Annotated in this window: 27 protein-coding genes and 1 tRNA gene; 11 read left to right on the top strand and 17 right to left on the bottom strand. The window is 58.3% G+C overall.

All coding sequences use genetic code 11. The features are described 5' to 3' along the window. Positions 1-22 precede the first annotated feature (22 nt). Both rpoZ and folK read right to left on the bottom strand, forming a co-directional pair. A complete protein-coding gene (gene rpoZ, locus GOB81_RS04430; protein ID WP_173569159.1) occupies positions 23-409 on the bottom strand; it encodes a DNA-directed RNA polymerase subunit omega in 387 nt (128 codons plus the stop codon). 120 nt (positions 410-529) lie between these two features. Then, on the bottom strand, positions 530-1,036 hold the full coding sequence (gene folK / locus GOB81_RS04435; RefSeq protein ID WP_173569160.1) for a 2-amino-4-hydroxy-6-hydroxymethyldihydropteridine diphosphokinase: 507 nt from the start codon (positions 1,034-1,036) through the stop codon (positions 530-532). 135 nt (positions 1,037-1,171) lie between these two features. Between folK and GOB81_RS04440 the strand changes: the two genes are divergently transcribed. The 3 genes from GOB81_RS04440 to GOB81_RS04450 all read left to right on the top strand — a co-directional run bounded on the left by GOB81_RS04440 (position 1,172) and on the right by GOB81_RS04450 (position 3,620). After that, positions 1,172-1,765, top strand: a complete 594-nt coding sequence (locus tag GOB81_RS04440; RefSeq protein ID WP_173569161.1) for a LabA-like NYN domain-containing protein — start codon at positions 1,172-1,174, stop codon at positions 1,763-1,765. 68 nt (positions 1,766-1,833) lie between these two features. Beyond that, on the top strand, positions 1,834-2,487 hold the full coding sequence (locus GOB81_RS04445) for a uracil-DNA glycosylase family protein (RefSeq protein WP_173569162.1): 654 nt from the start codon (positions 1,834-1,836) through the stop codon (positions 2,485-2,487). Between the two features lie 251 nt (positions 2,488-2,738). Beyond that, complete coding sequence (locus GOB81_RS04450) at positions 2,739-3,620, top strand: NAD(P)-dependent oxidoreductase (RefSeq protein ID WP_173569276.1); 882 nt, start codon at positions 2,739-2,741, stop codon at positions 3,618-3,620. Between the two features lie 191 nt (positions 3,621-3,811). Here GOB81_RS04450 and GOB81_RS04455 read toward each other — a convergent pair whose 3' ends face one another. Beyond that, positions 3,812-4,651: a squalene/phytoene synthase family protein gene (locus tag GOB81_RS04455; protein WP_338421305.1), complete on the bottom strand. Its 840-nt coding sequence runs from the start codon at positions 4,649-4,651 to the stop codon at positions 3,812-3,814. 135 nt (positions 4,652-4,786) lie between these two features. Here GOB81_RS04455 and GOB81_RS04460 point away from each other — a divergent pair, with 135 nt between their 5' ends. After that, a complete protein-coding gene (locus GOB81_RS04460; RefSeq protein WP_173569163.1) occupies positions 4,787-5,395 on the top strand; it encodes a superoxide dismutase in 609 nt (202 codons plus the stop codon). Positions 5,396-5,661: 266 nt separating this feature from the next. On the opposite strand, the gene GOB81_RS04465 is transcribed toward GOB81_RS04460, so the two are convergent. The 3 genes from GOB81_RS04465 to GOB81_RS04475 all read right to left on the bottom strand — a co-directional run bounded on the left by GOB81_RS04465 (position 5,662) and on the right by GOB81_RS04475 (position 7,564). Beyond that, positions 5,662-6,183: a thioredoxin family protein gene (locus GOB81_RS04465; protein ID WP_173569164.1), complete on the bottom strand. Its 522-nt coding sequence runs from the start codon at positions 6,181-6,183 to the stop codon at positions 5,662-5,664. A 78-nt stretch (positions 6,184-6,261) separates the two neighbouring features. Then, positions 6,262-7,194: an SAM-dependent methyltransferase gene (locus GOB81_RS04470; protein ID WP_173569165.1), complete on the bottom strand. Its 933-nt coding sequence runs from the start codon at positions 7,192-7,194 to the stop codon at positions 6,262-6,264. Continuing rightward, the gene (locus tag GOB81_RS04475) at positions 7,187-7,564 is read right to left on the bottom strand and encodes a DUF423 domain-containing protein (protein ID WP_173569166.1); all 378 of its coding nucleotides are present in this window, start codon (positions 7,562-7,564) and stop codon (positions 7,187-7,189) included. The genes GOB81_RS04470 and GOB81_RS04475 overlap by 8 nt, the downstream gene beginning before the upstream one ends. A 181-nt stretch (positions 7,565-7,745) precedes the next feature. Here GOB81_RS04475 and GOB81_RS04480 point away from each other — a divergent pair, with 181 nt between their 5' ends. Continuing rightward, the gene (locus GOB81_RS04480; protein WP_242010041.1) at positions 7,746-8,327 is read left to right on the top strand and encodes a DUF4142 domain-containing protein; all 582 of its coding nucleotides are present in this window, start codon (positions 7,746-7,748) and stop codon (positions 8,325-8,327) included. Positions 8,328-9,647: 1,320 nt separating this feature from the next. Here the strand turns inward: GOB81_RS04480 and GOB81_RS04485 are convergent. The 8 genes from GOB81_RS04485 to rfaD form a co-directional block, all read right to left on the bottom strand. Continuing rightward, positions 9,648-10,172, bottom strand: coding sequence for a hypothetical protein (locus GOB81_RS04485; RefSeq protein WP_242010042.1), 525 nt, complete (start codon positions 10,170-10,172; stop codon positions 9,648-9,650). Then, entirely contained in the window at positions 10,157-10,810 is a 654-nt protein-coding gene (locus GOB81_RS04490; RefSeq protein WP_242010043.1) for a hypothetical protein, read from the bottom strand. The genes GOB81_RS04485 and GOB81_RS04490 overlap by 16 nt, the downstream gene beginning before the upstream one ends. A gap of 311 nt (positions 10,811-11,121) precedes the next feature. Further along, entirely contained in the window at positions 11,122-11,703 is a 582-nt protein-coding gene (locus tag GOB81_RS04495) for a cob(I)yrinic acid a,c-diamide adenosyltransferase (protein ID WP_173569168.1), read from the bottom strand. A gap of 140 nt (positions 11,704-11,843) precedes the next feature. Then, positions 11,844-12,782: a hypothetical protein gene (locus GOB81_RS04500; RefSeq protein WP_173569169.1), complete on the bottom strand. Its 939-nt coding sequence runs from the start codon at positions 12,780-12,782 to the stop codon at positions 11,844-11,846. Further along, a complete protein-coding gene (gene pgeF / locus GOB81_RS04505) occupies positions 12,782-13,588 on the bottom strand; it encodes a peptidoglycan editing factor PgeF (protein WP_408736899.1) in 807 nt (268 codons plus the stop codon). The genes GOB81_RS04500 and pgeF overlap by 1 nt, the downstream gene beginning before the upstream one ends. Beyond that, a complete protein-coding gene (locus tag GOB81_RS04510) occupies positions 13,585-14,631 on the bottom strand; it encodes a class I SAM-dependent methyltransferase (RefSeq protein ID WP_408736900.1) in 1,047 nt (348 codons plus the stop codon). The genes pgeF and GOB81_RS04510 overlap by 4 nt, the downstream gene beginning before the upstream one ends. Continuing rightward, positions 14,628-15,467, bottom strand: a complete 840-nt coding sequence (lgt, locus tag GOB81_RS04515; protein ID WP_173569170.1) for a prolipoprotein diacylglyceryl transferase — start codon at positions 15,465-15,467, stop codon at positions 14,628-14,630. The genes GOB81_RS04510 and lgt overlap by 4 nt, the downstream gene beginning before the upstream one ends. 30 nt (positions 15,468-15,497) lie before the next feature. After that, positions 15,498-16,484, bottom strand: coding sequence for an ADP-glyceromanno-heptose 6-epimerase (gene rfaD, locus GOB81_RS04520; RefSeq protein ID WP_173569171.1), 987 nt, complete (start codon positions 16,482-16,484; stop codon positions 15,498-15,500). Between the two features lie 134 nt (positions 16,485-16,618). On the opposite strand from rfaD, the gene GOB81_RS04525 reads away from it, so the two are divergent. The 5 genes from GOB81_RS04525 (at position 16,619) to GOB81_RS04545 (ending at position 19,278) form a co-directional block, all read left to right on the top strand. Then, the gene (locus GOB81_RS04525) at positions 16,619-16,951 is read left to right on the top strand and encodes an accessory factor UbiK family protein (protein WP_173569172.1); all 333 of its coding nucleotides are present in this window, start codon (positions 16,619-16,621) and stop codon (positions 16,949-16,951) included. 163 nt (positions 16,952-17,114) lie between these two features. Beyond that, a complete protein-coding gene (locus GOB81_RS04530; RefSeq protein WP_173569173.1) occupies positions 17,115-17,618 on the top strand; it encodes a type III secretion system chaperone family protein in 504 nt (167 codons plus the stop codon). After that, on the top strand, positions 17,618-18,445 hold the full coding sequence (proC, locus tag GOB81_RS04535; RefSeq protein WP_173569174.1) for a pyrroline-5-carboxylate reductase: 828 nt from the start codon (positions 17,618-17,620) through the stop codon (positions 18,443-18,445). The genes GOB81_RS04530 and proC overlap by 1 nt, the downstream gene beginning before the upstream one ends. Positions 18,446-18,478: 33 nt before the next feature. Continuing rightward, on the top strand, positions 18,479-19,141 hold the full coding sequence (locus tag GOB81_RS04540; protein WP_173569281.1) for a TetR/AcrR family transcriptional regulator: 663 nt from the start codon (positions 18,479-18,481) through the stop codon (positions 19,139-19,141). Positions 19,142-19,203: 62 nt separating this feature from the next. Next, positions 19,204-19,278 (top strand) — tRNA-Gln (locus tag GOB81_RS04545). Positions 19,279-19,329: 51 nt separating this feature from the next. Here GOB81_RS04545 and GOB81_RS04550 read toward each other — a convergent pair. Then, the gene (locus tag GOB81_RS04550; RefSeq protein WP_173569175.1) at positions 19,330-19,599 is read right to left on the bottom strand and encodes an HU family DNA-binding protein; all 270 of its coding nucleotides are present in this window, start codon (positions 19,597-19,599) and stop codon (positions 19,330-19,332) included. Positions 19,600-19,846: 247 nt separating this feature from the next. On the opposite strand from GOB81_RS04550, the gene GOB81_RS04555 reads away from it, so the two are divergent. Beyond that, positions 19,847-20,701 (top strand): rhamnan synthesis F family protein, encoded by an 855-nt coding sequence (locus GOB81_RS04555; RefSeq protein ID WP_173569176.1) that lies wholly within the window; start codon positions 19,847-19,849, stop codon positions 20,699-20,701. Here GOB81_RS04555 and GOB81_RS04560 read toward each other — a convergent pair. Both GOB81_RS04560 and GOB81_RS04565 read right to left on the bottom strand, forming a co-directional pair. Next, the gene (locus GOB81_RS04560; RefSeq protein WP_173569177.1) at positions 20,665-21,882 is read right to left on the bottom strand and encodes an ATP-grasp domain-containing protein; all 1,218 of its coding nucleotides are present in this window, start codon (positions 21,880-21,882) and stop codon (positions 20,665-20,667) included. The two genes, GOB81_RS04555 and GOB81_RS04560, sit on opposite strands and share 37 nt — an antisense overlap. A 158-nt stretch (positions 21,883-22,040) precedes the next feature. Next, positions 22,041-24,200, bottom strand: a complete 2,160-nt coding sequence (locus GOB81_RS04565) for a glycosyltransferase (RefSeq protein ID WP_242010067.1) — start codon at positions 24,198-24,200, stop codon at positions 22,041-22,043. Positions 24,201-24,373: the final 173 nt, after the last annotated feature.

Here is a 24,373-nt window from a genome sequence, read left to right on the forward strand (position 1 = left end):
CCGCCGGACAGGAGCACATGGATCAGCGCTTACCGCGACCCGACATTTCGGCTTCGAAAGCGGCCTTCATTTCCTCGGGGGAAAGATCCGTCACTTCTTCTTCAGCCGAGCTTTCCTGCAGGCCAAAGATATTCTGCTCGGTCGGGATAAGATCCATGACCTCTTCATCCGCAGGCTCAGGCTCAGGCGCACGCGCCAGCGAGCGGATCAGGTCGGTGCGCAGGGGCTCGAGCTGGATCGTTTCGTCAGCGATTTCACGCAGGGCAACGACGGGGTTCTTGTCGTTGTCGCGGTCGACTGTCAGTTCCTCGCCGCGCGAAAGATTGCGCGCCCGCTGAGCCGCAAGCAGAACCAGCTCGAAACGGTTCGGTACTTTCTCAACGCAATCCTCAACTGTGACGCGTGCCATGGCCCATGGCCTCCCGAAATTCTGATTAAAGAAGTTTTATAGCATCAGCCGCCTACATTGGGAAGACGTGTCTCACTGCTCCACACATCAGGCGGCACGCTTCCGCATCGCACATGCCCATCACAACCGCCGGATTGTCTGGGGGGGGAGAGCGACGATCAGCTCGTCCACACTGTGTCCCGAGACGGCATCCTTCCACTGCGGGGCCACATCGCGCAGGGGAAGCAGGACGAAAGCCCGCTCCGCAGCCCTGGGATGGGGAAGAAGCGGGGCCTGTTGCTGGCGGATCAGACCCCCCATATCAATAAGGTCGAGATCGAGGGTGCGGGCCGCGTTGGGAACGCCGCGCTCACGTCCGAATGCCGCCTCGATGCCATGCAGTGCACCAAGAAGCATTTCCGGCGATAAAGAAGACTTGCCCACCACGACACCGTTTATGTAGGGAGGCTGACCAGAGGGCGGAACAGGCTCGCTCTCGTACCAGGGGGAAACGGCATCCACATGCAACCCGACAAGGCCGCTCAGCGCCTCGACGGCTGCGTTGCAGGTTGCGGCAGGTTCCAGCGCGTGGCCGGACACCGGATCGCGGCCAGCCAGATTGGCACCGACAGCAATCACGACGAACATTGCTTCATCCCCGCCCGACCCTATCTTGTCCCCATGCCGTCCGGCCGGAAATTCAGCATGACTTTTTCGACGATGCATAACCAAGCCTTAACTACTCTGCCATATACTCGCCAGCATTAAAGGAAACCAGACTTAATGATTATCCACAAGACAGAACGAACCTGCCTCTTTATTGACGGATCAAGCCTTTATTCAGCTTCGCGGGGTCTCAATTTCGATGTCGATTACCGCAAATTGCTCGATTTTTTCTCAAATCGATGCAATCTTCTGCGGGCTCATTATTATGCCGCGATCCTCGATACGGAAGAATATTCTCCGATCAAGCCGCTGACAGACTGGCTGTCCTATAACGGTTACTTTCTGGTTACGAAAACAGCCCGGGAATACACTGACCAGAACGGCCGCCGTCGCATCAAGGGCAATATGGACATCGAAATCGCGGTGGACATGATGGAAGCAGCGCCTCGCATTGATCACGCAATTCTCTTCACGGGCGATTCAGATTTCCGCCGGGTTGTGGAGGCCGTGCAGCGGCAGGGCGTCCGCGTTTCCGTCGTGTCATCCATGCGCTCTTCTCCGCCCCTGATCGGCGATGAACTCCGCCGTCAGGCTGACCAGTTCGTTGATCTGGCCGATATTGCCGATGAAATCACCCGCCGTCAGGCCGAGCCGCGCCCGCGCCAGACACCCATCCGTCATCCCGCCGATCAACTGAGCGAGCCGGAATAAATTCTTTGCATTTTGCTCGCTCTTCATCAGGAGGGCGAGCACGAGATTGCCACAGGAGCACCCACAGCATGGGAGTCGCACTTTCGCCCGTTATTGATGCTCCCCATGCCAGTGAGCCTGTCGACAACTGCTCATTATGCCCGCGTCTTGTACTGTGCCGGTCGCAGACAGATATCGCGCTACCAGCCACTCCCCTTGGCCCGAGCCACGCACGTGTTCTGATTGTCAGCCTAGCGCCCGATCATGAGCGCGGACCGCAATTGTCGTTTCTCGACAGCGAGGCTGAAGCCCTTCTTTACGCAACATTGACCGAATTGGGGTTTGCCGAAACCCGCGTCAACGACAATGGAGAGGCAACCGTCATCCCTGTCGAAAGCCGTATCGTCAGTGCCATACGATGCCCTGCTCCGGCTGGCGTGCCTCAGCCCTCCGAAGTGGCGACATGCAACCAGTTCCTGCGTTCAGAACTGCAAACCATGCCCAATCTGCGGATCGTCGTGACCCTTGGCGTTCTTGCTCATAATGCCACACTGGCGGCCTGCGGCGTGCCGCTTTCCCGCGTGAGTTTCCAGAACGGGCAGATCACCGGCATGCCCGATGGCCTCAAGATCGCGAACAGCTACTACCTTTCCCGCCATACCCTGAACACCGGGCAGGTCAGCCCCGCACATTTTCGCAATCTCATGACGGCTGTCCGCCAGGAACTCGACAACGCGTCCTGATTGCTCTGCGCCGTCGCACCCGCAATCCTCCGGTCAATAGCGAAACTTTGACCAGAAGATCTGCCTGACAGCAGATCCCTTCTTCTTTCGGCCTGCCACAAACAGGAATGAAAGAAACGATCCCCAAATCTGATGGTTATTTCCTTGTGACTGGACGAGCGGTGCCGGATGGGAAACCCTCCGTGCGTATGAGGCATTAAGACTCAGAGACACGCTCCCATCCCGGCCCGGAGACCACAGCCATGCCCCACCTGACACCTGAAAATACGCCCCGAATCGGCTTCATCGGCTACGGTGCGATGGCCAGCCGCATGGGCGATCACCTTCGTGCGGCCGGTTACACCATCAGCGCCTATACGCCTTCCGGGAGAAGTCCCGACCCCACCGTCAGCATGCTGGCGACGCCGCGCGCACTTGCACAGCAGGCAGACGCCATTCTGGTCTGTGTTCCTGATGACGAGGCGCTTGCCGCGTCCATGTATGGCGACAACGGCGCGCTGGCCGGGATGAAACCCGGCACGATGCTCCTCAACACATCCTCCGTCTCACCTGAGGCCAGTACGGAACTCTTCGCGTCGGGCAGGAAGGCGGGCGTCATCGTTCTGGATTCTCCCGTATCGGGGAGCACGCCAGAAGCGGAGACCGCCAATCTGGTGATTCTCGTGGGTGGCGACCCCGAAAATGTTGCCGAGGCGGCGCCGATCTTCGACGCGATCGGCAAGCTGACCCTTCATGCAGGTCCGCCCGGAAGCGGCACGCGCCTGAAGCTGGTCATCAACGGCATCATGGGCGCTGGCCTGACGACCCTTGCTGAAGCCGTCGGTTACGGACTGGCTTCGGGCCTCGACCGTTCCACGCTTTTCGACGCACTGGATCAGGTGGCGGTCATTTCCCCGCATCACAAACGCAAGCTCCGGGCCGCAAAGGAAGGCGATTTCGCATCGCAGTTTCCGGCGCGTCTCATGCAGAAAGATATGCGGCTGCTCCTTGACGCGGCAGCACGGGAAGTCGTGCCCGTTCCGACGCTTGCCGCCGCGACGCAACAACTTTCACTGGCACGCCGCCTTTCGCCGAATGAGGACTACTCCTCGCTTATTCGTGTCATGGAAAAAATCGTCGCGAATGACGACTGAGGCAGAGTCGGCATTTTAGAGGCTGTTTCAAAAGCTCTCTGCTGAGCGCGACCGCCCCTCAGGGTGCGCGCGACCGGCGGGGGTTCTTGAGTATTGAAGCGAAACAGTCATGCAGGTCGTGCGCATCGAAGAGCGGACAACGCACGTCGCATCGCCAGTAGGGAACTTTGAACACGCTTCTTATAAAGGGTTCATCGCCCGCGCAGACCGGAGATCATGACCGCAAGTCGGTCGCCACTCCCCCGACCGGGCGTGTCCGGCCCCACAGGACCACGCTTCAAATCCCGCATGGCCAGCACGACGGGCAGCGTCGCCAGCCGTGCTCGTCGAATCAGGGACCGGTCGGGCAGGAATGCTTCTCCCTCAATGGAAAGCCGTTTTAGCAGAGCGCCAAGGCGATCATCGTTCAGCAACGCCACTCCATCGGAGTCATGAGGCAACCCCGCATCCTGAAGGGCTTCTTCGGGAAGGGGCATACGTCCGCTCAGCAGCACCTGCGGCAGATGGCGGATGAGCGACCCCACACCAAACGCGGCACCAGCCTGACTGACCGCATCAAGCAGGGTCTTGTCCTGAATGCCCAGCAGATGCCCTACGATCCGCTGCATCTCACCGGCACCGTCGCGCATCGCCTTTCGCCATGCCGTCCAGTCCGGCAGCCGACAGAGTTCGGCCTCCCGTGCGTCGATGAGCGTCAGCAGGGAAGAAGGGGCGATTCTTCCACTTTCCAGCAGATCCGCCAGCGCGATCGCCACATCATGACGCGCCTGTCGCCCGACATTGGGGTTCTCCACCACATCCCGCCACCATTGCAGACGGATGAGGCCCGCCATCGGGCCTGTCACCGACGCCGAAACCGGCAGCACCAGTGCTTTCGACAGCTCACAATTCAGGGCAATGATCGCAAAGACGGCCTCCCGCGTGGCTGGAGGGAGGAACATCGCGCAGAAAAAGCGGTCCGGATCACAGAGTTGTGCGATCGACCCGCATGACTTTTCTACGGAATGCGTGGGATCCTTTTGCGCGCTCACACCGTTGAACCTTTTAGAGAAGCTACACGCCGCCTATCACGGAAGGGTCTCTTGACGACCATCCTGACGGCACATAGCTGTTGAGGGCGACATCGTCTCGCCCTGCAATCGTGATTGCATTCCAAGGAGATTATCATGGCGTTTGAACTGCCTGCCCTTCCCTACTCCTATAACGCGCTTGCCTCGAAAGGCATGTGCCAGGAGACGCTGGAACTCCATCACGACAAGCATCATCAGGCTTATGTGACGGCTCTGAACAACTTCGTCGCGGCGAAGCCGGAACTTCAGGGCAAGTCGCTCGACGAGATCATCCTTGCCGTCAAGGGTGACGCAGCACAGGCTCCCGTGTTCAACAATGCCGGTCAGCATTGGAACCACATCCTGTTCTGGCAGAACCTGTCCTCGAACGGTGGCGCTATTCCGCCGGCCCTTGAAGCCAAGATCAAGGAAGATCTGGGCAGCGTCGAGGCGTTCAAGGAAGAATTCAAGAAAGCCGCCATCTCACAGTTCGGCTCCGGCTGGGCGTGGCTGGTTCTTTCTCCGAGCGGCAAGCTCGCCGTGACCAAGACCGCCAACGGCTCGAACCCGCTGGCCGAAGGTCAGGGCACCACCCTGCTGGGCCTCGACGTGTGGGAGCACGCTTACTACCTCGACTTCCGCAACCGTCGTCCGGACTACATCACCAACTATCTCGACAAGCTTGCCAATTACGAGTTTGCCGAAGCTCAGCTGAAGGCTGCCTGAGCAGACAAAAAAAGGGCCGGAGTAATTTCCGGCCCTTTTCATGATGTCAATTCAGCAGGCAAAACACCCGACACAATGTCGGCTTGCAATAAAGTAGTTTTCAATAAATCAGGAATATATACTTCCAGTTTCAATATATTTCATGATTCTGAAAATGACAGAATCAAAATAAAGTACAGAAATATCTTTTTCTTAAATGGAAAGCGCACATCCCGGCATCTTCATTGCCAATGAATGGCGCGAAATACTTTCTTCAAATGATCAGGTCAGCCTTTGCTTCCCCACGCGGCGAGCAAATCGACGATCGCCTGTGAGGTCATCTGTCGCGCATGTGACAAAGCGAGCACCGCTCCCCCATTCAGCAGTTTGCCATCTGCGGACAGAACCAGAACGGCTGGCACGGCTTCGACTTCCGCCCCATACTGTCGCGAAATATCCATGTTCTCATTGCGACGGGCAACGTTGACAAGCGCAACCTCGAAGTTCTGGGCGACCCAGGCAGAGACCGAAGGAAGAGCCAGCACACCGGACACAGCCCAGCAGTCCGGAGACCAGTTCCCACCAAAAATCAGCAGGACGGGACGGCCACTCACCTTCGCCCGACTGAATGCCCCGGCAACAGCAGCGGACGCCCCCTGCGAGGCTGCGTAAGGCACCACAACCGGCCGCACAGGCTCATTCGTCAAAGTCGGGGTTGGCGTCATGGTTCGGGCCAGGGCAACGGAACAGGTCAGCCCCCCCGCGACGATGCCCATCATCGCCCGCAACATCAGTGTATTCAAACGCATCACAGCTCCTCTCTCCATGGACCGTGATGTCGTCTTTTCTCTGTCACAACGGACATCCGCAACAACAGAATGTTTCTTTCAGAACATTCCGTCTTCTGCCCAGAAGAACGTCACCTCATGCTTGTTGTGGTACAGATGGGCGATGTGCGCTCCCGGAATGGCGGCGAACTCATCCAGAATGGCAAAATCGGTTTCGCCCTGAAACTTTATGCTCATCACAATCCGCGCCGTTCGGTTTGCTTCGATCCACCGTCTGACAAGTGCCAGAAGCCGCTCCGGATAAGCGATCACATCGGAAAAGAGCCAGTCCACACGAGGTTCGTTCTGAGGATCAAGACCAAAGGCGCTCTCCTGCCGGAAGGACACACCCGGCATCGCTGCGACGGAAGGTGCCAGCGGCGCACGATCCACGGCCGTCACCGAGGCTCCAAGGGCCGCAATGGCCCATGTCCAGCCGCCCGGCGTGGCTCCCAGGTCGAAACAGGTTTCGCCGGGGTGAGGCCAGCGCCCCAGCCGGGTGCAGGCCTCCCAGAGCTTCAGATAGGCCCGTGACGGTGGACCTTCCCGATCCTCGACGAATTTCGGTTCGCCCATCGGAAACGGACTTGTCTTGGACTGCGAAAAAAGCAGCCTGTCCGGCGCCAGCAGCGTCCACGCCCCTAAGGGACTGGCAGGAGGCTGTTGCGGAAAGGCCAGTGGTGCTGCTTTCACCGGCGGCAATTTTTCGGAGATCAGCGAAGCGCGGCGGAAAAAATCCACCGGCACGGCGGCCCAGTTCCGCTGGCGGCTTTTCAGGAGACGCGCGGCCTCCCCGATCGATGCGATCGTCTGTGTCTCGGGGGCGGTCCATACGTCCAGCGCCCATACGCTCTGAACGGGTGGCGCAGCGCAAAGGGCCAGTCGTCCCCACCATGAAACGGCAGGTGCACCGAGCCGCTCAAGCTCTCTATGGAGCACGACTTCATAGCCGGGAGGTGCGACGTATACGCTGCCGATCGTTGTCTCAGTCATGATCGAACAGGAACCCCACTCCAAGAACAACCCATGACAGGATCAGCAAGGATCCCCCCGTGGGAGCGACCGCACCGAAATGGTGGCCTGAAAAAGCCGTCGCATAGAGCGCACCGCAGAAGAGGGCTGTGCCCGGAAGCATCATGCTTCCCGCCAGCGCCTGCACCCGTGATGGCTTGCGCAGGCCCACACCCAGCGCGAGCAAAGCCAGAGCGTGCCACATCTGCATCTGCACGGCTTCGCGCACAATATCCCGCCCTTCCGGCAACCCGAACCGCTCAGCCGGAAGGTGAGCTGCCACCGCTCCCATCACGACGGCGGCCGCTGCCATCCAGGCGCCCAGAAGCCGCCAAATTCGCGCGATGTTCATAGTGATCCTTCTTTCGTGGAACCGCCCCCGTCAAAGAGGCGTCATATCCGTGCCCCGGAGCGCTTGCCGATTGTGCCGATACTCTTCCTCGTGGTAACCGCGAGAAAGGAAACCGGCAAGAAAACCAATCAATGGCGTGACACGGTTTCCACGGGAAATACCCGCAACAAAGAGTATGACCATGAAAACATTCAGCAAGATTGCAGCTGTCGCCGCCCTGACTGGCCTTGCCGCCTGCGCCACCACTCCGCCGCCTGCTCCTCCCGCTCCGCCGCCGCCGGCTGCCCTGTCCGACACGGACGCGACGTTCGTGCAGACTGTCGCCCAGATCAACCTTGCCGAAACGGCGCTGGGCAAGCTTGCAGCCACTAATGCCGGCACGGCTGGCGTCAAAAACTACGCACAGCACATGGTGACCGATCACACCGCAGCCGAAGATCAGCTGACGACCATCGCATCGGGTCATGGTGTCACGCTTCCCACCGATCCGAATGCTGACGATCAGAAGACGATCAAGACACTGGGAGCCGAAAAAGGCGCCACCTTTGATCGTGCCTATGTCGCCAACGCCATCACCGGCCACACCAAGGCGGTCAAGCTCGCCAGCGACGAAGCCGCTTCCACAACGGATGCGGACCTGAAGTCCTTTGCACAGTCTTTCCAGAAGACGGCACAGGCGCATCTTGAAGCTGCCGAAGCTCTCAAGAACCATCGTGGTCATACAGGTGTCTATCGCGGGCATCGCCACGCGCACACGCACTGAGTCCAAAAGCCGTTTCGGGAGCTATGACCGCTCCCGAAACCGTTTTCGCAGGATACGCTCCTGCCTGATGATGTGCTCTGACAGAGTCCTTTACGCAGCAAGGTCATTTCTGCACGTCCGAGCCAATACGCCTCCACCGGAACACCCTGTTACCGCCTCCTCCGGTGCTACATGATAATTCGGGATATGAACTGTTTATCTCAGCTCTTTATTCAACTCGAATTCTTCACGAATTTTTTTCTAAAACCAATCGAACGTCATCTGTTCTGGTGCTGTTTTTCGTAATAAGTATGGTTTTCTTACTTACGGCATCTGCATCGGCCGAAATACATCCGCAGAGAGAGCTGATAGCGGGCACATGTCTGATGTCTCTGCCGCATGAACTGACGTTCTTGTTGAGAAAAACGGGATCTCATCCAGACTACCGCGGGTTTTCGCCTTATGGTGCGCCTCCCCTAGTGAGCAACCCTTCATGCTATGCTGGACCACCCACCACATTCAGACAGCGACAATCACGCCACAGGCTTTAGAGCCCTTTTGGAAATTGCTGTTCGCTTTCAAAGGCAAGCTGTCCGCAAGGCGCTTAACCGCCAGATTGACTGTTTCCGGCCGGTTCCATGTTTCACCTCTGCACCACGTGGGGGCTTCCAGTCTGAAACAGGAATTTCCAAAAAGACTCTTACCATTCCGGTCACCCATCCTGCCGGTAAAGCATCATGGTCGCCGCCCATCAGAATGTGTTCGTCACCCGATATGAAGCAACGCGCGCATCAGAAAATCATATTTCTAATCCGTGATCTTTCGGAATAATGAATATTCCTGATGGCCTCTTTTTAATCATGCGCGTTCTTCAGGACGTCCGCGTCAACCAACAGGCATGATGTTTTACCAATCGGCATGCCCTGCGAAACGCTTGGCAATGCAAATACCAGTTGGCTGCACTCCCGCAGCTTCGAATCAGATTTTATCTCAATATACGCATGAATGGCCTGAATGCCGTTTCCACAACAGGCTTACAATGTCGAGAAATTTGATAATGTTCATGATATCAGGCGTCGTACAGCCAGTATTTACAATATGACGTAAGGCTAGTTTTTATGGAGAATACAACATGGACATGCGTTACCCTTCGCTCGTGCCATGAGCGTTAAATTGCGACGTAAAAAACGTCACTCATAAGTGCTGCTTGCTATCGATTTACAGTTTAAACATCACAACCGCAAGTAATACAAAGAATAACGCTTCTTCTGCACCACAAAGGAGCTGTCAGTTTAACTTTTGAAGGGCAACCCTGAGTCTCTTTGATATGTCAGGCAATTTTCAAACCTGCGTGTCATCTGCGGTGATCACCGAAAAACGCCGGACCGCTACAAGTTCAGAGATGAGTGCAGGAAAAAGGCAACTGGCCATCGGCAGACCTATGACGACACCGGCGATGCCATGCAGGGCAAACGATAACCATAGAAACGATTTTGTCCTGCCATCAACCGCAGCAATGAAACTCAGCAAGCCGCATACAGCAAGAAAAGCCGGCGCATACCGGAAAATAACCGTATGGGAAAATGGCCGGGCACCCACGGCATGTCCCACCCCCGCGACAGCATCTCCGATCTGACGGCCGGTGGTCAGCCACAGGGCGAGATCGAACAGAAGCCTGAAAGGGAGAAAAAGCGCTTCCAGAACACTCTGGAGCAGAAACAGAAAGCCTGAGAGCAGGTCTGGAACCAGAAGAACAGCGAGTGTACAGGCGCACGATATCGCAACGACGGCCTTAAGAAGTCGCGCGCCCTCCACCGCTCGGGAACCAGAAGAGGTAGAAGGAAGGACCTTCAGTCCTTCCACCATTTGATAGGCTGCTGTCCGTCTTCGTCCACAGCGATCTCTGCATCGTTGGAGCCGGATTTAGGCTTTACCGACGTTGATTTGGTCTGCTGCCGGAATGCCTTGATCTCGGCGTGAGCCAGCTTTACCGCAGCGCGCTCATTCTCGAGTTCGACAGTCCGTTCTGCGAGTTCCATGTCCCGCGTGGCCAGAGCCTGTTTCAGTTCCGAAACCAGAACTTCCGCATGACCGAGGCGCGTTTCCAGAGACCGGTGGCTCATTTCCAGTTCGTGAACCAGACGCTCGGCTTCAGCTCTCGCCCGCTTTTCATTTTCCAGCGCGCGGTTTGCAACCTTCGTATCGCTGTCGCCGGAAACGGACAATGTGGCGCGCGCCGGAGCCCGTGAAAACGGGTTGTGCTCAACGGGAATATCGCCATCCCGCACAAAACGACGCTTGCGGAACTGTCCTGAACTGTCCTGAGCGGGACGCGGCGAGAGGCGAAGCTGATCATTCGCTTTCGGACGCTCACCCGATGATGAAGGAGAAGAAGAGGGTTTCGCCTTATGGGAACCCATCCGATTCAGCGCCCGCAGCGCTGCCTGTTCCACATCATGATCGACAGGCTCATCCTGCACGGAATCCTGCCTCTGATGAGTCATTTTCAATAATCTGCTTTCCACCAGCATTCTTTCAAAATATTGCCCATCCCGACGTCACTGTTCCGCAAAAGCCCCGAAGCAATGCGAACATGAAAATCATCAGATGGAGCTTGAATAAGAGCACCGCAATTTGCGGCGCCCCTCTCGTCGGCGCCATGCACCGACTTCATCTTTCGATTGGATTAGGCCAGCACGTAACATGAAGCCATACAGACATCAAGAAACAAAGCGCGACTTTTTATTGAATAGCGACCGGATCGACTGACATGAACAATATGTAAATACCATGACGACTGCCGGGGCTGCCTTGCTCACGCGCCACCGGAAAACAGGGACGCGCCCGGCTGCCACAGAACGTCTGCCCGACCGTCTTCGTTGAGATGCCTGCTCAGCACAAAGAAGTAATCAGACAATCTGTTCAAAATCGGGCCCATGGCGGGGTTGATCGTCTTTTCCTGCGACAGGGCGATAATCGTCCGTTCCGCCTTCCGCACGGCTGTCCGCGCGACATGCGCCCACGCCGCAGCGACGGTTCCGCCGGGCAGCACGAAACTTTTCAGGGGTGCCTGACACGCACGAAGCCGCTCGATTTCAGCTTCCAGCGCGGGAAGAATATCCGTGCTCACCCGTTTCGCACGGGCAGATCCCTCCGGCATGCAGAGATCGCCGCCCATGTCGAACAGCAGGTTCTGCACCGCCATCAGGCGGTCTGAGAGGATCGGATCGCCCGGATCGACATGACTGCGCAGCACGCCGATCGTGGCGTTCGTTTCGTCCAGAACCCCGATAGCTTCGATATGGAGATCGGCTTTGCTGAGGCGCGTGCCGTCCCCGAGAGATGTCTCTCCCTTGTCACCGCCACGCGTGACAATCCGATCGATTCTGACAGCCATATTCCGTCCTGTCTTCGTTATTGTCCCGGAAACAAACACCTGACACCGCCGCACGCGAGGAGGACAGGTGGCCAGAAATCCTCATCCGACGCCGATCATGGAGAACGGCACGCCTTTTCTGTCAACCTCTCAGGCTGCCGTCACTTTTTCTTGTTCTTTGCCGCGCTCTTCGCCGCATCCGGCAACGGCTTGGCATCGCGGCTCGAATAGCGCGTGATCATCTCCTCGACGGCACCGGCCGCTTCCCCTGCTGCCGCCACAGCGATATCGCCCCACATCCCATCCAGCGAATGCGCCGGGATCTCGTGCAACTGGGTCGCGATGCCGACTTCATTGCCTGCCTTGTCGGTCACCCGCCACTCGATGCGGATATTCTGCTGGGGATGGTTGCGGGTGCCGGGAGGCCCGTCCGTCATGTGAACCGTCGTGTGCACCACGAAATCCGCGTCGCTTCCCGAGGTCTGGATCGTGTCCTTCATCTCACGGAACATGACCGTGAAAGCACGGGCCAGAGACACATCCCCGTCGCCCGGAGCGCCCGTCACGCCCTGAAACCAGATCCTCGCGCCCCGGTGCTTCAGACTGTGGGGGTCTTCTTCCATATCCTGCGCCATGATGCCGGTCAGGATGCTCACCACCTGTCCGGCCCCCTGCTGTGACGCATCCCTAAGGACTTCAGGACTGGTCATCGCCCACGAGGAGGCCGGAACAGCCGGACCTTCCTGTGTCGCCCTGACCTCACCCTGCGGCGTCATCACCGAGTAAAGCGGCACGATCATGTCGCCGCGCCGTTCCGTATGGAGCCTGAGCCACCAGTCGCCGCGACGCACCGGTTGCGTGATGGCCGGAACCGACTGATCGAGGAGAGCCTGCGTCACCTGAGAAGCCCAGAGCTTATCTCCTTCCGGAGTCAGAGCACTGTCCGAAGGCACTGGGACATCAAGGCGGGAGGTCGGAGCGGTTGCGATTCCTCCGTTGCCACCTTTGCCGCGATTCTCGAAAGGATGCGGCACCGAAAGGCAGCCCGACAGCAGACAGACCGTGGAGAAGGAAAGAAAATTCGAAAAAACCCGTTTCATCAGTTCTGAAATCCCGCTCCGGTTCCTGCCGCGATCACCGAAATCTGGTGACCGATCTGGCCGCCACCTGCCAGCGTACGCCGTCGATGGCTGAAAAAACGTCTTTCATCAGGGAGCGTGTCCAGTCCGACCGATGCCAGCGCCGTCACTCCCGTGCGCGCCAGACGATTCATGCAGTAACCGGCAAGATCGAACTGGAAATGTGCCTCTCTGATCCCCGGCGCGAAGAAGGCGCCAGCTTCACCGTCCGCAGCCAGTGCCGCGTCCCGCATATCGGCACCGACTTCGTAACTCTTCTGCGCGATGCAGGGACCGACCACTGCCACCACATCCGCCGCCGCCGCGCCAAGTGCTTCCATCGCGGATAGTGTGGCTTCCAGCACGCCACCAACAGCGCCGCGCCAGCCCGCATGAGCCGCGCCGACCACTCGTCCATCCTTCGAGGCAAACAGCACTGGCCCGCAATCCGCCGTGATGACACCCAGCGCAACGTCTTCGCGTGTGGTGACCATCGCATCTGCAGATTGGCCTTCGCCGGGCTTCCACGGTTCCATGACCGTGATTACCCCGTCGCCATGCACCTGGGTCACGCCAAGAAGCGCGTCGCCGGGCAGTCCGAAAAATCCGGCGACGCGCGCACGGTTTTCCGTGATGGCAGCCGGATCGTCTCCTGAACGGGTCGAACAGTTCAGGCTGGCATAAGGCCCTTCCGACACGCCACCGATGCGTGTGAAGAACCCATGCCGCACAAAGGAAAGATAGGGACTCTGGACTACGGAGTCCGGCACCAGTCGTGCACTCATCATGTGTCTCCCCACGCTTGTTCTGGAAATCCCGGCAATCCACCAATCTTCGGTGACGTTACCGCAAGCGCCTTGAAAAGACGCCCCATGCGATCCGGCCCGATCAGCCGGTCAAGTCCGGCGCGGATCGTACCGGCCTGCTCCGGGGCTGCTGCGCACAGCGCCTCAGCCCGCTGGAGTGCGCCCAGCCCTCGCAACAATGCGCCCTGCTCGACCGGACCATAGCACACACCGCCCGCAGCCGTCGCGGCCCGCGCCATGGCGGCGAAATCGACATGTGCGGTCAGGTCCGCCGTCCCCGGCTCCGCCAGCGCCGAGACCGGACGTCCATCACGCAGCGCCTGAAGGGACTCTCCAGTGCATGAAACAGATGTTCCGTAATCGATGAACAGCGCCACGCCCGGCGCCTGCTCGAACCGCTGCGCCACCTGCCGTATGAATGCTGTCGATGCGGGCGATGTCTCGACAACGTCTCCCACCGTCACATGCCGCACCGCGACATCTGGCGGGACGTCGTCACACTCACACAATACCCATTGTCTCGGCTGCGTGAGGCCTTCCTGCACGAACCGCTCCTGCCAGCGTGTTTCGGCGCGCACGAACTGACGGATCGGCAAGGCATCCAGAAACTCGTTGGCGACCAGAACCATCGGTCCCGGCGGCACATCGGCGAGCGTGTCGTGCCAGCTTACAGGAACGTTTTTTCCATCCAGCGCCTTGCACTGCACGTCCCGCAGCCGCCGTGACGTCTCGATGAGATGCACCGACAAACCGGGCATTCTGTCCGGGGTGATGCGGGAGAGGACACGCAGCATGTCCGCCATCAGAGTGCCGCGCCCCGGTCCGGCCTCAACCAGCCGCACCTCTTCCCCCAGATTCTGCATGACCACGGCACACCATGCGCCGAGGAGCTCACCAAAGATCTGCGATATTTCAGGAGCGGTTACAAAATCGGCGAACGGATCTCGGCTGGCGTAATAGGCTGCGTTGGCGCGCCCCATGAATACATCCAGCCGTTCGATTCCGCTCGGTTCCGGCACCGTCACGCGCTTTCCTGTTTTCCATCGGGAAGGCCTGCATAAACCGGGGCGCGAAACGCGTGGATCATCAGCGCCACACCTGCGAGAATCATTGGAATACTCAGGATCTGCCCCATCGTGATGCCGAAGGAGAAGTAACCGAGAAAAGCGTCCGGTTCGCGAAAAAATTCACAGAAAATACGGGCGCAGCCATAGCCCGCGAGAAACAGGCCCGCCAGAAATCCGGGGCGCTCGCGCAGGCCATGATTTCGCGCGGCCATCAGCATCACGAGGAAGAGCAGCAGACCTTCTGTCAGCGCCTCATAGATTTGCGAAGGATGACGCGGATAACCGTCCGTTCCGGGAAACACCATGGCCCACGGCAGGCTCGGGTCGGCATAGCGTCCCCAGAGTTCACCGTTGATGAAATTGGCGATACGCCCGAAGCCCAGCCCGATCGGCACCAGCGTTGTCACACGATCGGAAAAAGCCAGAAAGCTGAGATGGTACCGGCGCGCAAACAGAATCATCGCCAGAATGACGCCAATCGCGCCACCGTGGAACGACATGCCGCCCTGCCAGACGGCGAAAATCTGTAACGGGTGGGCCAGAAAACTCTCCGGCTGGTAAAACAGCACGTATCCGAGCCGTCCGCCGAACACGACGCCGAGCGTCACCCAGACGAGAAAGTCGTCGGCCTGTTCGACGGTTGCGACACGGGGCGTCCATCTCACCAGTTTCTTGAGAAGCTGAATCCCGATGACGATGCCCGCGATATAGGCCAGCGCGTACCAGCGGATCGCCAGCGGCCCCAGATGGATCAGCACCGGGTCGAACTGCGGAAACATGAGCACGGGCAGCATGAAGAACCTTTCCTGGCCGGAGCCGGACAATCAGAGGTAAGGATCGGCCTTCGAGAGGTGATCGCGGACATAGCGCCGGATCCCCTCCTCAAGACTCGTGAAGGGCTCCGCATAGCCTGCCGCTCGCAACCGCGACATATCTGCCTGCGTGAAGGACTGATACTGCCCCCGGAGACTCTCCGGCATGTCGACGAACTCGACCGCGCGCTTCACGCCGGCCGCATCGCAGACGGCATAGGCCAGATCGAGATAGGTCCGGGCCTCGCCGGTACCGCAGTTGAACAGACCGCTGGCATCGGGATGATCGTAGAACCAGAGCATCACCTTCACCACGTCGCCGACCCAGATGAAATCACGCATCTGCTGGCCGTCTGCGATATCGGGCCGGTCCGAACGGAACAGCCGCGCCGGGCGTCCGGCCTTCACGTCGTCGTATTTCACCTTCACGACGGAGATCATGCTGCCTTTATGGTATTCGTTCGGCCCATAGACATTGAAGAATTTCAGACCGGCCCACTGTGGCGGCCGGTCCTCACCGCGTTCGAGGTGACGCTTCACATGCAGATCGAACACATTCTTCGACCAGCCGTAGAGGTTGAGGGGTTCCAGCGCCGCGAGACGGGCGGGATCGTCGGAGAAAAGGTCCGGCTTGTCGGCCGCTCCGTAAGTCGCGGCTGAAGAAGCGTAAATGAATCGCACGCCACGCTGTGAACACCAGGCCCACAGGCGCTCCGAAAGGGTGACATTCGTGCGCCACACGAGATCGCCGTCACGCGCGGTCGTCGCGCTGATCGCGCCCATATGGAACACGGCCTCGACCTTGGGCTGCGTGCCGTCGGCCAGAAAGGCGTCCAGATCTTCGGGCGCGACGAGCCGGACCGGCACATGCCTCCGGAGGTTGCGCCATTTCCCGCTGTCGCGGAGGCGATCCACGACCACGACATCCAACCCGCGGGCGCAGAGCGCGGCCACGAGACACGAACCGATGAATCCGGCGCCGCCGGTGACGATAATCATGGGATGAGCCTTATAACGACGAGCCTGCCCCCCGGACAGGGGCGACGGGTTGGATTAATCCCATTTCAACGCTTATAAGCAAAACTTCACAACAGGATCGCGCAAGCCATCCTGCCACACCGAGGAGCACCGGAATGGCTGACAGACCGCGTATTTTTGATGACCTTGCCGGTGTCGCCGGGGGCGCGATCTCGGCTCTGGCCGGAATGAAGGAAGAAATCAACGCGCTGGTGCGCTCTCGCGTTGATGAAGTTCTCGGCCAGTTGCAGGTCGTCCGCCGCGAGGAGTTCGAGGTCGTGAAGGAACTGGCCGCCAACGCCCGCATGGCAGGCGAGGAAGCCGAGAAGCGCATCGCTGCACTGGAGCAGCGGGTCACCGATCTTGAAAACGTCCAGACGGCGCCGACCAACAACGGCGGCACCCAGAATTTCGGCTGGAGCGGAGACAGCGGCGCCTTCCCGAACTGAGAGCAGGGGCGAGGGCGTCATAAAAACAGTCATGACCCTGTCTTGCCGTGACCGGCGCGGGTCCATAGGCTGAACCCGGAGACGAATCGTTGCCTGATCCGTCTCTGATTCGCAGACGGAACCATCCTTTGGCGGGAATGGTTTCATGGCTTGGGAGGCCAGCATGCCAGCTCTGACGATGACCACCTCCACTCCCAACTCCAACCCACTCGATCTGATGGAACAGATCGTCTGCGGTTATGAATGGGCATTCGACCGCCGCAACTCTTCCGAAATGGCCGCCGAGGCCCCCGGAAAATGGTGCGATTACGGCCTGTATTTTTCGTGGTCGTCAGAACTCAGCGCCATGCACTTCACCTGCACGTTCGACCTGAAAGTGCCGGAAGCGCAGCGCAAAGCGTTGTTCGAACTGATCGCCCTGGCCAACGAACGCCTGTGGATCGGTCATTTCGCCATCGATATCGACAGCGGCACACCCATGTTCCGTCACGCGGTTCTGCTGCGGGGCGCACCGGGCGCCTCCATGGAAAGCCTTGAAGACATGGTGGACATCGCCATCACCGAATGCGAGCGCTTCTATCCGGCGTTCCAGTTCGTGCTGTGGGGCGGCAAGGCACCGGGTGAGGCGCTTGAAGCCGCCATGCTCGACTGCCTCGGCGAAGCCTGATGAGTGAGTCTCTCCCTTCGCTCCTGCTGATCGGCTGTGGCCAGATGGGAGGGGCTCTTCTCGAAGCCTGGATTGGGAGAGGTCTTGCGCCGTCGGTCGTCATCGACCGGCATCGCGAGACCCTTCCCGCCCCCCATCGCGTGGTGTCGTCGCTGGAAAACATACCGGCTGATTTTGTGCCCGCGGCTGTCATCCTTGCGGTCAAACCGCAAAAAGCGCAGCCCGTCATGGAAGAACTTGCGGCACACCGTCCCGACATAGCGTCCTCCGCCGTGATCGTTTCCGTGATGGCGGGCCTCACCACCGCTTCAATCGCTGAGACCCTGCGTTCACAGGCCCCTGACGCCACACCCGCCATTGTGCGGGCCATGCCGAACACGCCCTCTTCCATCGGACGTGGCATGACGGGACTGTATCGCGCCCCGAATGTGACCGAGGCGCAGAAAGCCCTGTGTGACACGCTTCTCTCCGCCGTCGGCGCGACTGTCTGGGTTGACGAGGAAGATCAGATCAATGCCGTCACCGCCATTTCCGGCAGTGGCCCGGCTTATATCTTTCTGCTGGCGGAACTGCTGGAAAAAGCTGCCTGCGGACTGGGTCTGCCAGATGAAGTAGCCCGTCTTCTGGCACGCAAGACCGTTTCCGGCGCAGGCGAACTGCTGGAGCAGAGCCCCGAGGATGCAGCTGAACTGCGTCGCCGGGTCACAAGCCCCGGTGGTACGACCGCAGCAGCCATCGCGGTGCTGAACGCTCCTGCAAACTGGCCATCCAATATCCCCGACGCCGTCGCGGCCGCCCGTCACCGGGCCCGCGAACTGGCCTCCTGACCTTTCCGCAACCAAGAGCCACTTCCCATGCCGATGGACGACGAAGACGACCAGTTCGATTCCACCCTGCTCGACGCCGCCATGGTGCTCGCGGCCAGCAAGGGATGGCACAACATCTCGATGCCGGAGATTGCGCGCCATGCCCGCCTTGATCTTGGAGAGGTGCGTCGACGCTATCCTTTCAAGACGTCGATTCTTCTGCTTCTCGGCCGACTTGCCGACCGTTCGGCTCTGGTTGACGACGGCTCTCTGGGCACGCCGCGGGAAACGCTTTTCGATTTGCTGATGCGGCGTTTTGACGTCTTCCAGCAATACCGCGCTGGCATCCTTGCCGTTCTTCGGACGCTGCCATTTGATCCCGGCACGACGCTTATACTTGGCGCTGCAACGGTGGACAGCATGCGCTGGATTGCTGGCGCCGCGAACGTGCAGACGACTGGCCTTGAGGGTATCCTGCGTGTTCAGGGGGTCGTCGCGCTCTGGACCTACGCTCTTCGGGCTTGGGAAAAGGACGAAAGCGAAGATCTCGGCACTACGATGGTGGCGCTGGAAAACGGCCTTGATCGCGCCGAGAGACTGGGACTTTTTCGTAACGCAGCAGAACAGTCGCCAGTAACGTCGTCTGACGCACAGTCCAGCCTGCCTGCTCCGGAAGCTGCCGACGCAAGCTTTAGCGATTTCTCGGACGGGGAATAATAGGAAAATCCCCCTTTACGCAGCGGTGGAGCCAGATTAGAACGGCAGGCACATGCTGCTACTGGGGTGTAGCCAAGCGGTAAGGCAGCGGATTTTGATTCCGCCATGCGGAGGTTCGATCCCTCCCACCCCAGCCAGACTTCGGCATGACGGTTCGTAGCCCGCCACACCTTGAAGTCAGCCTTTATTCAGACAGCTTTTTTCAGGTTGGGGCTCGCCTTGAAGCGGACGGTTTTACCTGCCTTCACCTTCACTGGCTCGCCGGTCCGCGGGTTCAGGGCCTTACGAGCCTTGGTCTTCTTGACGGTGAATGTGCCGAAAGACGGAAGGGTGAAACCACCTTCACGCTTCAATTCCTTTACAATCGCATCCATAAGATCTGCCGCTGCCTGATTGGCAGCCACCCCTGTGCAATTGATGGAATCTTGGATGACCGCAGCAATAAAAGCTTTACTCATGGACTACTCACACTCCTGGAATGCCTCACGCGACCAGGGCCTCTCGGACCGCTGCCGCCCACAAGAAACCACTGGCCAATGATGCGGCTTTTAACGTGCCACCTCTAAAGAAACCAGAAAAAAATACTCAGAAACGCAAAATCATCATAAAAAATCCCTCAAAAACCTTACTGTGCTGTACGATTGCCACGAAAAATCATTCGTTTCGCAAGGACTAAGCTACCATGATCGCAACCGGATAACGTTCATGCCTGATTCTGTCTGCCTCTTTGCCGCCTACACGCCCAAGGGCGAATTAGCGCCTCATACCGTTTATTATTTATCCGAACTGATTCAATGTGGCTTTACTATCCACCTAGCGCTCTCAGGATGCGATGATATCGCAAATAGCACACTCGATTTCTGCACTATAAATAAAATAATTCCATGGACACGCCCCAATATCGGACATGATTTCGGAGCGTGGAAAGACCTGATTTTACATGGCTACGCAGAGAAAGCATCACGAATTCTACTTGCCAATGACAGCGTCTTTGGCCCCTTTACTTCTCTGAAGCCTCTATTCAACCGTATGGCGAACAGAGACGCTGACGTCTGGGGATTACTGGAATCCCTTTCTGTCACACCCCATCTGCAATCCTGGTTCGTCTGTTTTGAGCACAGCAGTTTTCAGACGCCTGCCATTCAGCGAACGCTTTTGCAGGAGTTCGACCACATGAGCCGCGAGGAGCTCATCTGGCATGGAGAACTCGGTCTGTCGATTGCCTGCCGGGCTGAAGGTCTCACGACACAGGCAATCTGGAGCGACCGCCATCACCCGGTCAATCGCGTCTTCAAAACCAATGCCATGCATTCCAACTGGCAGAGAATGCTCCGTACTGGCGCCATTCCCTTCATCAAGACTGAACTATTACGAGACAATCCTTTCGGCCTCTCCAGCGCCACGCACTGGAAGGAAAACTTACCTGCCAGCAGCGGCTTCAATCCTGAATGGATCGTGGAATACCTTCAGACGCAGCCACAACGCCCCCAGAAGACACGCTCGAACTGGAAAGGCCGATTGCTTTACAAACTTGTTGAAGGCATCACCGACAAATCGTGAGTGCTGGAAACAGCCCTCTCTGCGTTCATGGCCCATGCCTGCGCCCGCTGATCGATCATGTCCTCAAAGGCCTGTCGAATTCTCGCAATGCAGGCTTTTTTATACGGAAAAATATCGGCTGGATCCCTGTCGTGGACGATCATGGCAGTTTCGACTTCAAACACTACCAGCGTCCCGTTCTGCAAAACGCCAAAATCCAGACCGAAGTAATCCAAACCTACTTTTTGACCGATTTCTTCCAGACCTTTTACAACAGTCGCTGGAAAATAGGATGTCATATCCTGCATGAACCGGGATTCTTCTGAGCGTCTCTCAGGAAAGACTTCCATTCTGGCATTATAATACCAGATTGCCCAATCCGCATGAATGGCAAGATGGACGGGATACGGAACTCCATCAATGAATACGACACGGTACTTTCGATAAAGACCATCGGCGCTGGCATAATCCACAAATTGTGTTACGTAATACTGCCCATGCGTAACGTTTTCCTGCATGTACCGGTCAAAAATTATCTGATCGTCAATTTTTGCCAAAGCATTTCCTGCATGTGAGGACACGGGCCGCACGAGCAAAGGAAATGGAGGAAGATCAGTAAATGGCGCCGTGATGGTATGACAGGACGGCACCATGACATCTGGAATGCTCGCCAGCAATTTGGGCACCAGCGACCTGCCTACCCCCATGATGGGGCCAGCCCGGTTGATGACCGGCACACCACTGCCACGTGCGATCGCCTCAGCCTCAAGAATGGCAGGCATTTGCCGCTCATCCTCGCCCATTGCCAGAATGACAGCCTCAGGACACAGCTTTTTCAGAGTCGCTGTCAGCATCGCGCGTTTAGCCGGATCGCCGGATACCCACATTGTATAGAGATCTGTTTCGCCATCCATCAACATGGCAATCGGTGCATTCGCCTGGAACGAGCCCGGTACGTTCAGCACAACCACACGGCGCTTCGCCGTCTCATTCGAGCAACGAGGGTGCTGCACGGGGTCCAGTGTCATCGCTGTATCGAGATGTTTCAGAGCTGCCGGCTCATCCCCACAAGCCTGGCACATTTCCCAGAGGCGATAATGCAGGGTGGCCCGCTCGCTCGCGCTGCCTGTGTTTTTCAGTCTGGCCGACAGTGTTTCGCGGGCCAGAAACGGGTCATTGGAAAATTCAGCAAGATCAAGCATGAGCGGAGCCTAACGCCGAACGGTTGAATGTCCGGTAAACCGCCCATGCCTTTGAACCTCACCCTGCCTGCATTGTTTCAGGCCGGAACAACTTACCCCCGACCTGAAGACATCTACTGGAAAATCCAGAGAACGCTTTCAGACGCAGGATGCGGCGATCATCCTTTTCCCTTCGTCACGACGGAGCCGAGGAACAGTGCGAGTTCCTCAGCCTGCCCTTCGAACGTCGGCAACCCATCCTTCAGCGGATTGGTATAAGCATGGAACATATCCTGACGATCCAAGAGTGCCTCCACCGCTGATTTCAGCGGCTCAACGCGACCATCGAGGGGGATGAGCGTTCCATTCACACCATCGACGATATCTTCGGCCTGACCACCGGGGGCCGTGGAAATGACCCACACATCCCGCGCCAGCGCCTCACGCACGGTCAGCCCGTAGCTTTCCATCCACTGTGAGGGGAACACCAACACATCAATCGATTCGAAGAATGCATCCCGTGTGGCGTCTCCATAGGCCGGCTGAATGGAAATCTTGCCTTTCACCTTCCATCCGGAAACATCCATCGAGGCATAACCGAGATTGATCGTGTTATCGATCAGCACGAGCTCCCAGTCGTCCCTCTCCAGCGTCTCGAACGCTTCGCGCATCAGCGGAAAGCCTTTCACGGCTTCCTGTCCGCCGACAAATCCGAAGCGCAACGGCGCATCCGACTGCCTGACACCACGCGCCTTTTTCGGCCAGCTGAAACCGTTACGATTCACCTTTACCTTGTCGGGTCCGAAGCCATTGGCGAGATACAAAGCCCTGTGCGACTCGCTCGGGGACAGCAAAAGCGCTGCTTCCTGCAAGACGGCTTTCATCATGTCGCGACGCATTTCCAGATGCAGCGCGCCCGGCATACAGGAACGGCAGACTTTCAGGTCGATCTGACGCTGGAAACAGTAGCGCCCATTCGCCTTCACCATGAACTGCCGCTCGCACAGCCACCACGCATCATGCAGCGTCACCACGAACGGCACGCGCTGCTCCACGCAGGCTTGCAACATGCCGATCCCCAGGCCCTGCACGGAATGAAAATGCACGACATCCGGGCGATAGGCATGAAGCCATGACACGAACTGGGCCGTGCACCGCGGATTGTCCAGACCGCCGACGGGGTCGATGTGCATCGACAGAGGCGACGCAACGACCTGCATACCCTCCACCTCGTAACGCACGGAGGAGGAGAAGAGGCCGTTCACATGAGAGCAGGTCGTGAAAATCGCGACGTCTGCATGGTCTTTGGAAAGGTGACGCGCCATTTCCTCCGCCACCAGCGTCGCGCCGCCAAAGGAACGCGGCACGAAGAAGATATTCACGGCCATCACGCGCAGACGGTCGTCTCTGTCTGGGCGGGGCGGCGGCGGAAAATACTGCGCGGCCTGATTGCGGGCGATCGCTTCCGGACGATAACGCTCCAGCACATCCTCCCGAGCCTGCGTTCCGATCCGCGTGCGCAGTGCCGGATCGCGCGCGAGGGCGAGCAGGGCATCCCGCCATTCCATTGCACTATCGGCCAGAAAGCCGTTGCGACCTTCTGCGACAATTTCGCGGAACGTGTCGCAGGGCGAACATACGGACGGCACCGTCAGGATGGCCGCTTCAAGAAACTTGATGTTGCTCTTGGCGTCATTGAAGATCGACGGTTCAAGCGGTGCGATCGTCAGGTCCGCAGCGGCCAGAACCGCCATATAGCCTGCATAATCCCGCCCTTCGAGATACTCGACGCGCGCGCCAAACTGCTCGAATGCCTCAGGGAGGGTCAGCTCACCGATGATCCGTAGTTTCAGGCGAGGTTCGGCTTCCATTGCCTCTGCCAGCCCGACGGCACATTCGACGAAATCCTTGTCATGGGTCCGCGTGCCGGAGCCGTAGACAATGACAATATCGGTTTTTTCAGCAGAAGAGTGAGGGGCGCTCTGGAGAAGTCTGTCGGCGATCTTCAGCGTCTCGCCATCCAGGGCATTTTCGATCACACAGACGTCCCGCACGCCCGCACGCTGCATGATGTCCGCAAGCGTGCGGGTAGAGGCGATTCCGCGACCACACAGTTGCAGACAGTCCCGATAAAGCTGCGCGCCGTGCAGCAGTCCTTCCTGCTCACTTTTGCTCAGTGAAAGAAGATTGCTGTTCTGACTGTAAAGCTCGATATCGAAAATCAGGTCATCCACCTCCCACCAGGGAGAAATGCCGAATCTCTGGGCTTCATCGATGATGGTCTTTACGACCGGCACGGCTGGAACACGATAGAAGATGACTTCCCACGCGGTTTGCATGGCCGACAATGCTGACTGCGGATCGTGCCAGTTCAGAACCTCGACTTCCCACCCCAGAAGTTCGAGTTCTTCTTTCTTTTGCCAGACTCTATATTTCGCGCATTGCGGAATACTGAGTTCTGCGACAATCAATATTTTAGGGGTGAGGCCCGCTTCCCGTGCTGTCAGGACTT

Source organism: Acetobacter conturbans, from assembly GCF_011516755.1.
Lineage (GTDB): Bacteria > Pseudomonadota > Alphaproteobacteria > Acetobacterales > Acetobacteraceae > Acetobacter > Acetobacter conturbans.

Coding starts and splice junctions, on each gene's coding strand:
- rpoZ (WP_173569159.1), bottom strand. CDS start 409: ATGGCACGCGTCACAGTTGAGGATTGCGTTGAGAAAGTACCGAACCGT.
- folK (WP_173569160.1), bottom strand. CDS start 1,036: ATGTTCGTCGTGATTGCTGTCGGTGCCAATCTGGCTGGCCGCGATCCG.
- GOB81_RS04440 (WP_173569161.1), top strand. CDS start 1,172: ATGATTATCCACAAGACAGAACGAACCTGCCTCTTTATTGACGGATCA.
- GOB81_RS04445 (WP_173569162.1), top strand. CDS start 1,834: ATGGGAGTCGCACTTTCGCCCGTTATTGATGCTCCCCATGCCAGTGAG.
- GOB81_RS04460 (WP_173569163.1), top strand. CDS start 4,787: ATGGCGTTTGAACTGCCTGCCCTTCCCTACTCCTATAACGCGCTTGCC.
- GOB81_RS04465 (WP_173569164.1), bottom strand. CDS start 6,183: ATGCGTTTGAATACACTGATGTTGCGGGCGATGATGGGCATCGTCGCG.
- GOB81_RS04470 (WP_173569165.1), bottom strand. CDS start 7,194: ATGACTGAGACAACGATCGGCAGCGTATACGTCGCACCTCCCGGCTAT.
- GOB81_RS04475 (WP_173569166.1), bottom strand. CDS start 7,564: ATGAACATCGCGCGAATTTGGCGGCTTCTGGGCGCCTGGATGGCAGCG.
- GOB81_RS04480 (WP_242010041.1), top strand. CDS start 7,746: ATGAAAACATTCAGCAAGATTGCAGCTGTCGCCGCCCTGACTGGCCTT.
- GOB81_RS04485 (WP_242010042.1), bottom strand. CDS start 10,172: ATGGTGGAAGGACTGAAGGTCCTTCCTTCTACCTCTTCTGGTTCCCGA.
- GOB81_RS04490 (WP_242010043.1), bottom strand. CDS start 10,810: ATGACTCATCAGAGGCAGGATTCCGTGCAGGATGAGCCTGTCGATCAT.
- GOB81_RS04495 (WP_173569168.1), bottom strand. CDS start 11,703: ATGGCTGTCAGAATCGATCGGATTGTCACGCGTGGCGGTGACAAGGGA.
- GOB81_RS04500 (WP_173569169.1), bottom strand. CDS start 12,782: ATGAAACGGGTTTTTTCGAATTTTCTTTCCTTCTCCACGGTCTGTCTG.
- pgeF (WP_408736899.1), bottom strand. CDS start 13,588: ATGATGAGTGCACGACTGGTGCCGGACTCCGTAGTCCAGAGTCCCTAT.
- lgt (WP_173569170.1), bottom strand. CDS start 15,467: ATGCTGCCCGTGCTCATGTTTCCGCAGTTCGACCCGGTGCTGATCCAT.
- rfaD (WP_173569171.1), bottom strand. CDS start 16,484: ATGATTATCGTCACCGGCGGCGCCGGATTCATCGGTTCGTGTCTCGTG.
- GOB81_RS04525 (WP_173569172.1), top strand. CDS start 16,619: ATGGCTGACAGACCGCGTATTTTTGATGACCTTGCCGGTGTCGCCGGG.
- GOB81_RS04530 (WP_173569173.1), top strand. CDS start 17,115: ATGCCAGCTCTGACGATGACCACCTCCACTCCCAACTCCAACCCACTC.
- proC (WP_173569174.1), top strand. CDS start 17,618: ATGAGTGAGTCTCTCCCTTCGCTCCTGCTGATCGGCTGTGGCCAGATG.
- GOB81_RS04540 (WP_173569281.1), top strand. CDS start 18,479: ATGGACGACGAAGACGACCAGTTCGATTCCACCCTGCTCGACGCCGCC.
- GOB81_RS04550 (WP_173569175.1), bottom strand. CDS start 19,599: ATGAGTAAAGCTTTTATTGCTGCGGTCATCCAAGATTCCATCAATTGC.
- GOB81_RS04555 (WP_173569176.1), top strand. CDS start 19,847: ATGCCTGATTCTGTCTGCCTCTTTGCCGCCTACACGCCCAAGGGCGAA.
- GOB81_RS04560 (WP_173569177.1), bottom strand. CDS start 21,882: ATGCTTGATCTTGCTGAATTTTCCAATGACCCGTTTCTGGCCCGCGAA.
- GOB81_RS04565 (WP_242010067.1), bottom strand. CDS start 24,200: ATGCAAACCGCGTGGGAAGTCATCTTCTATCGTGTTCCAGCCGTGCCG.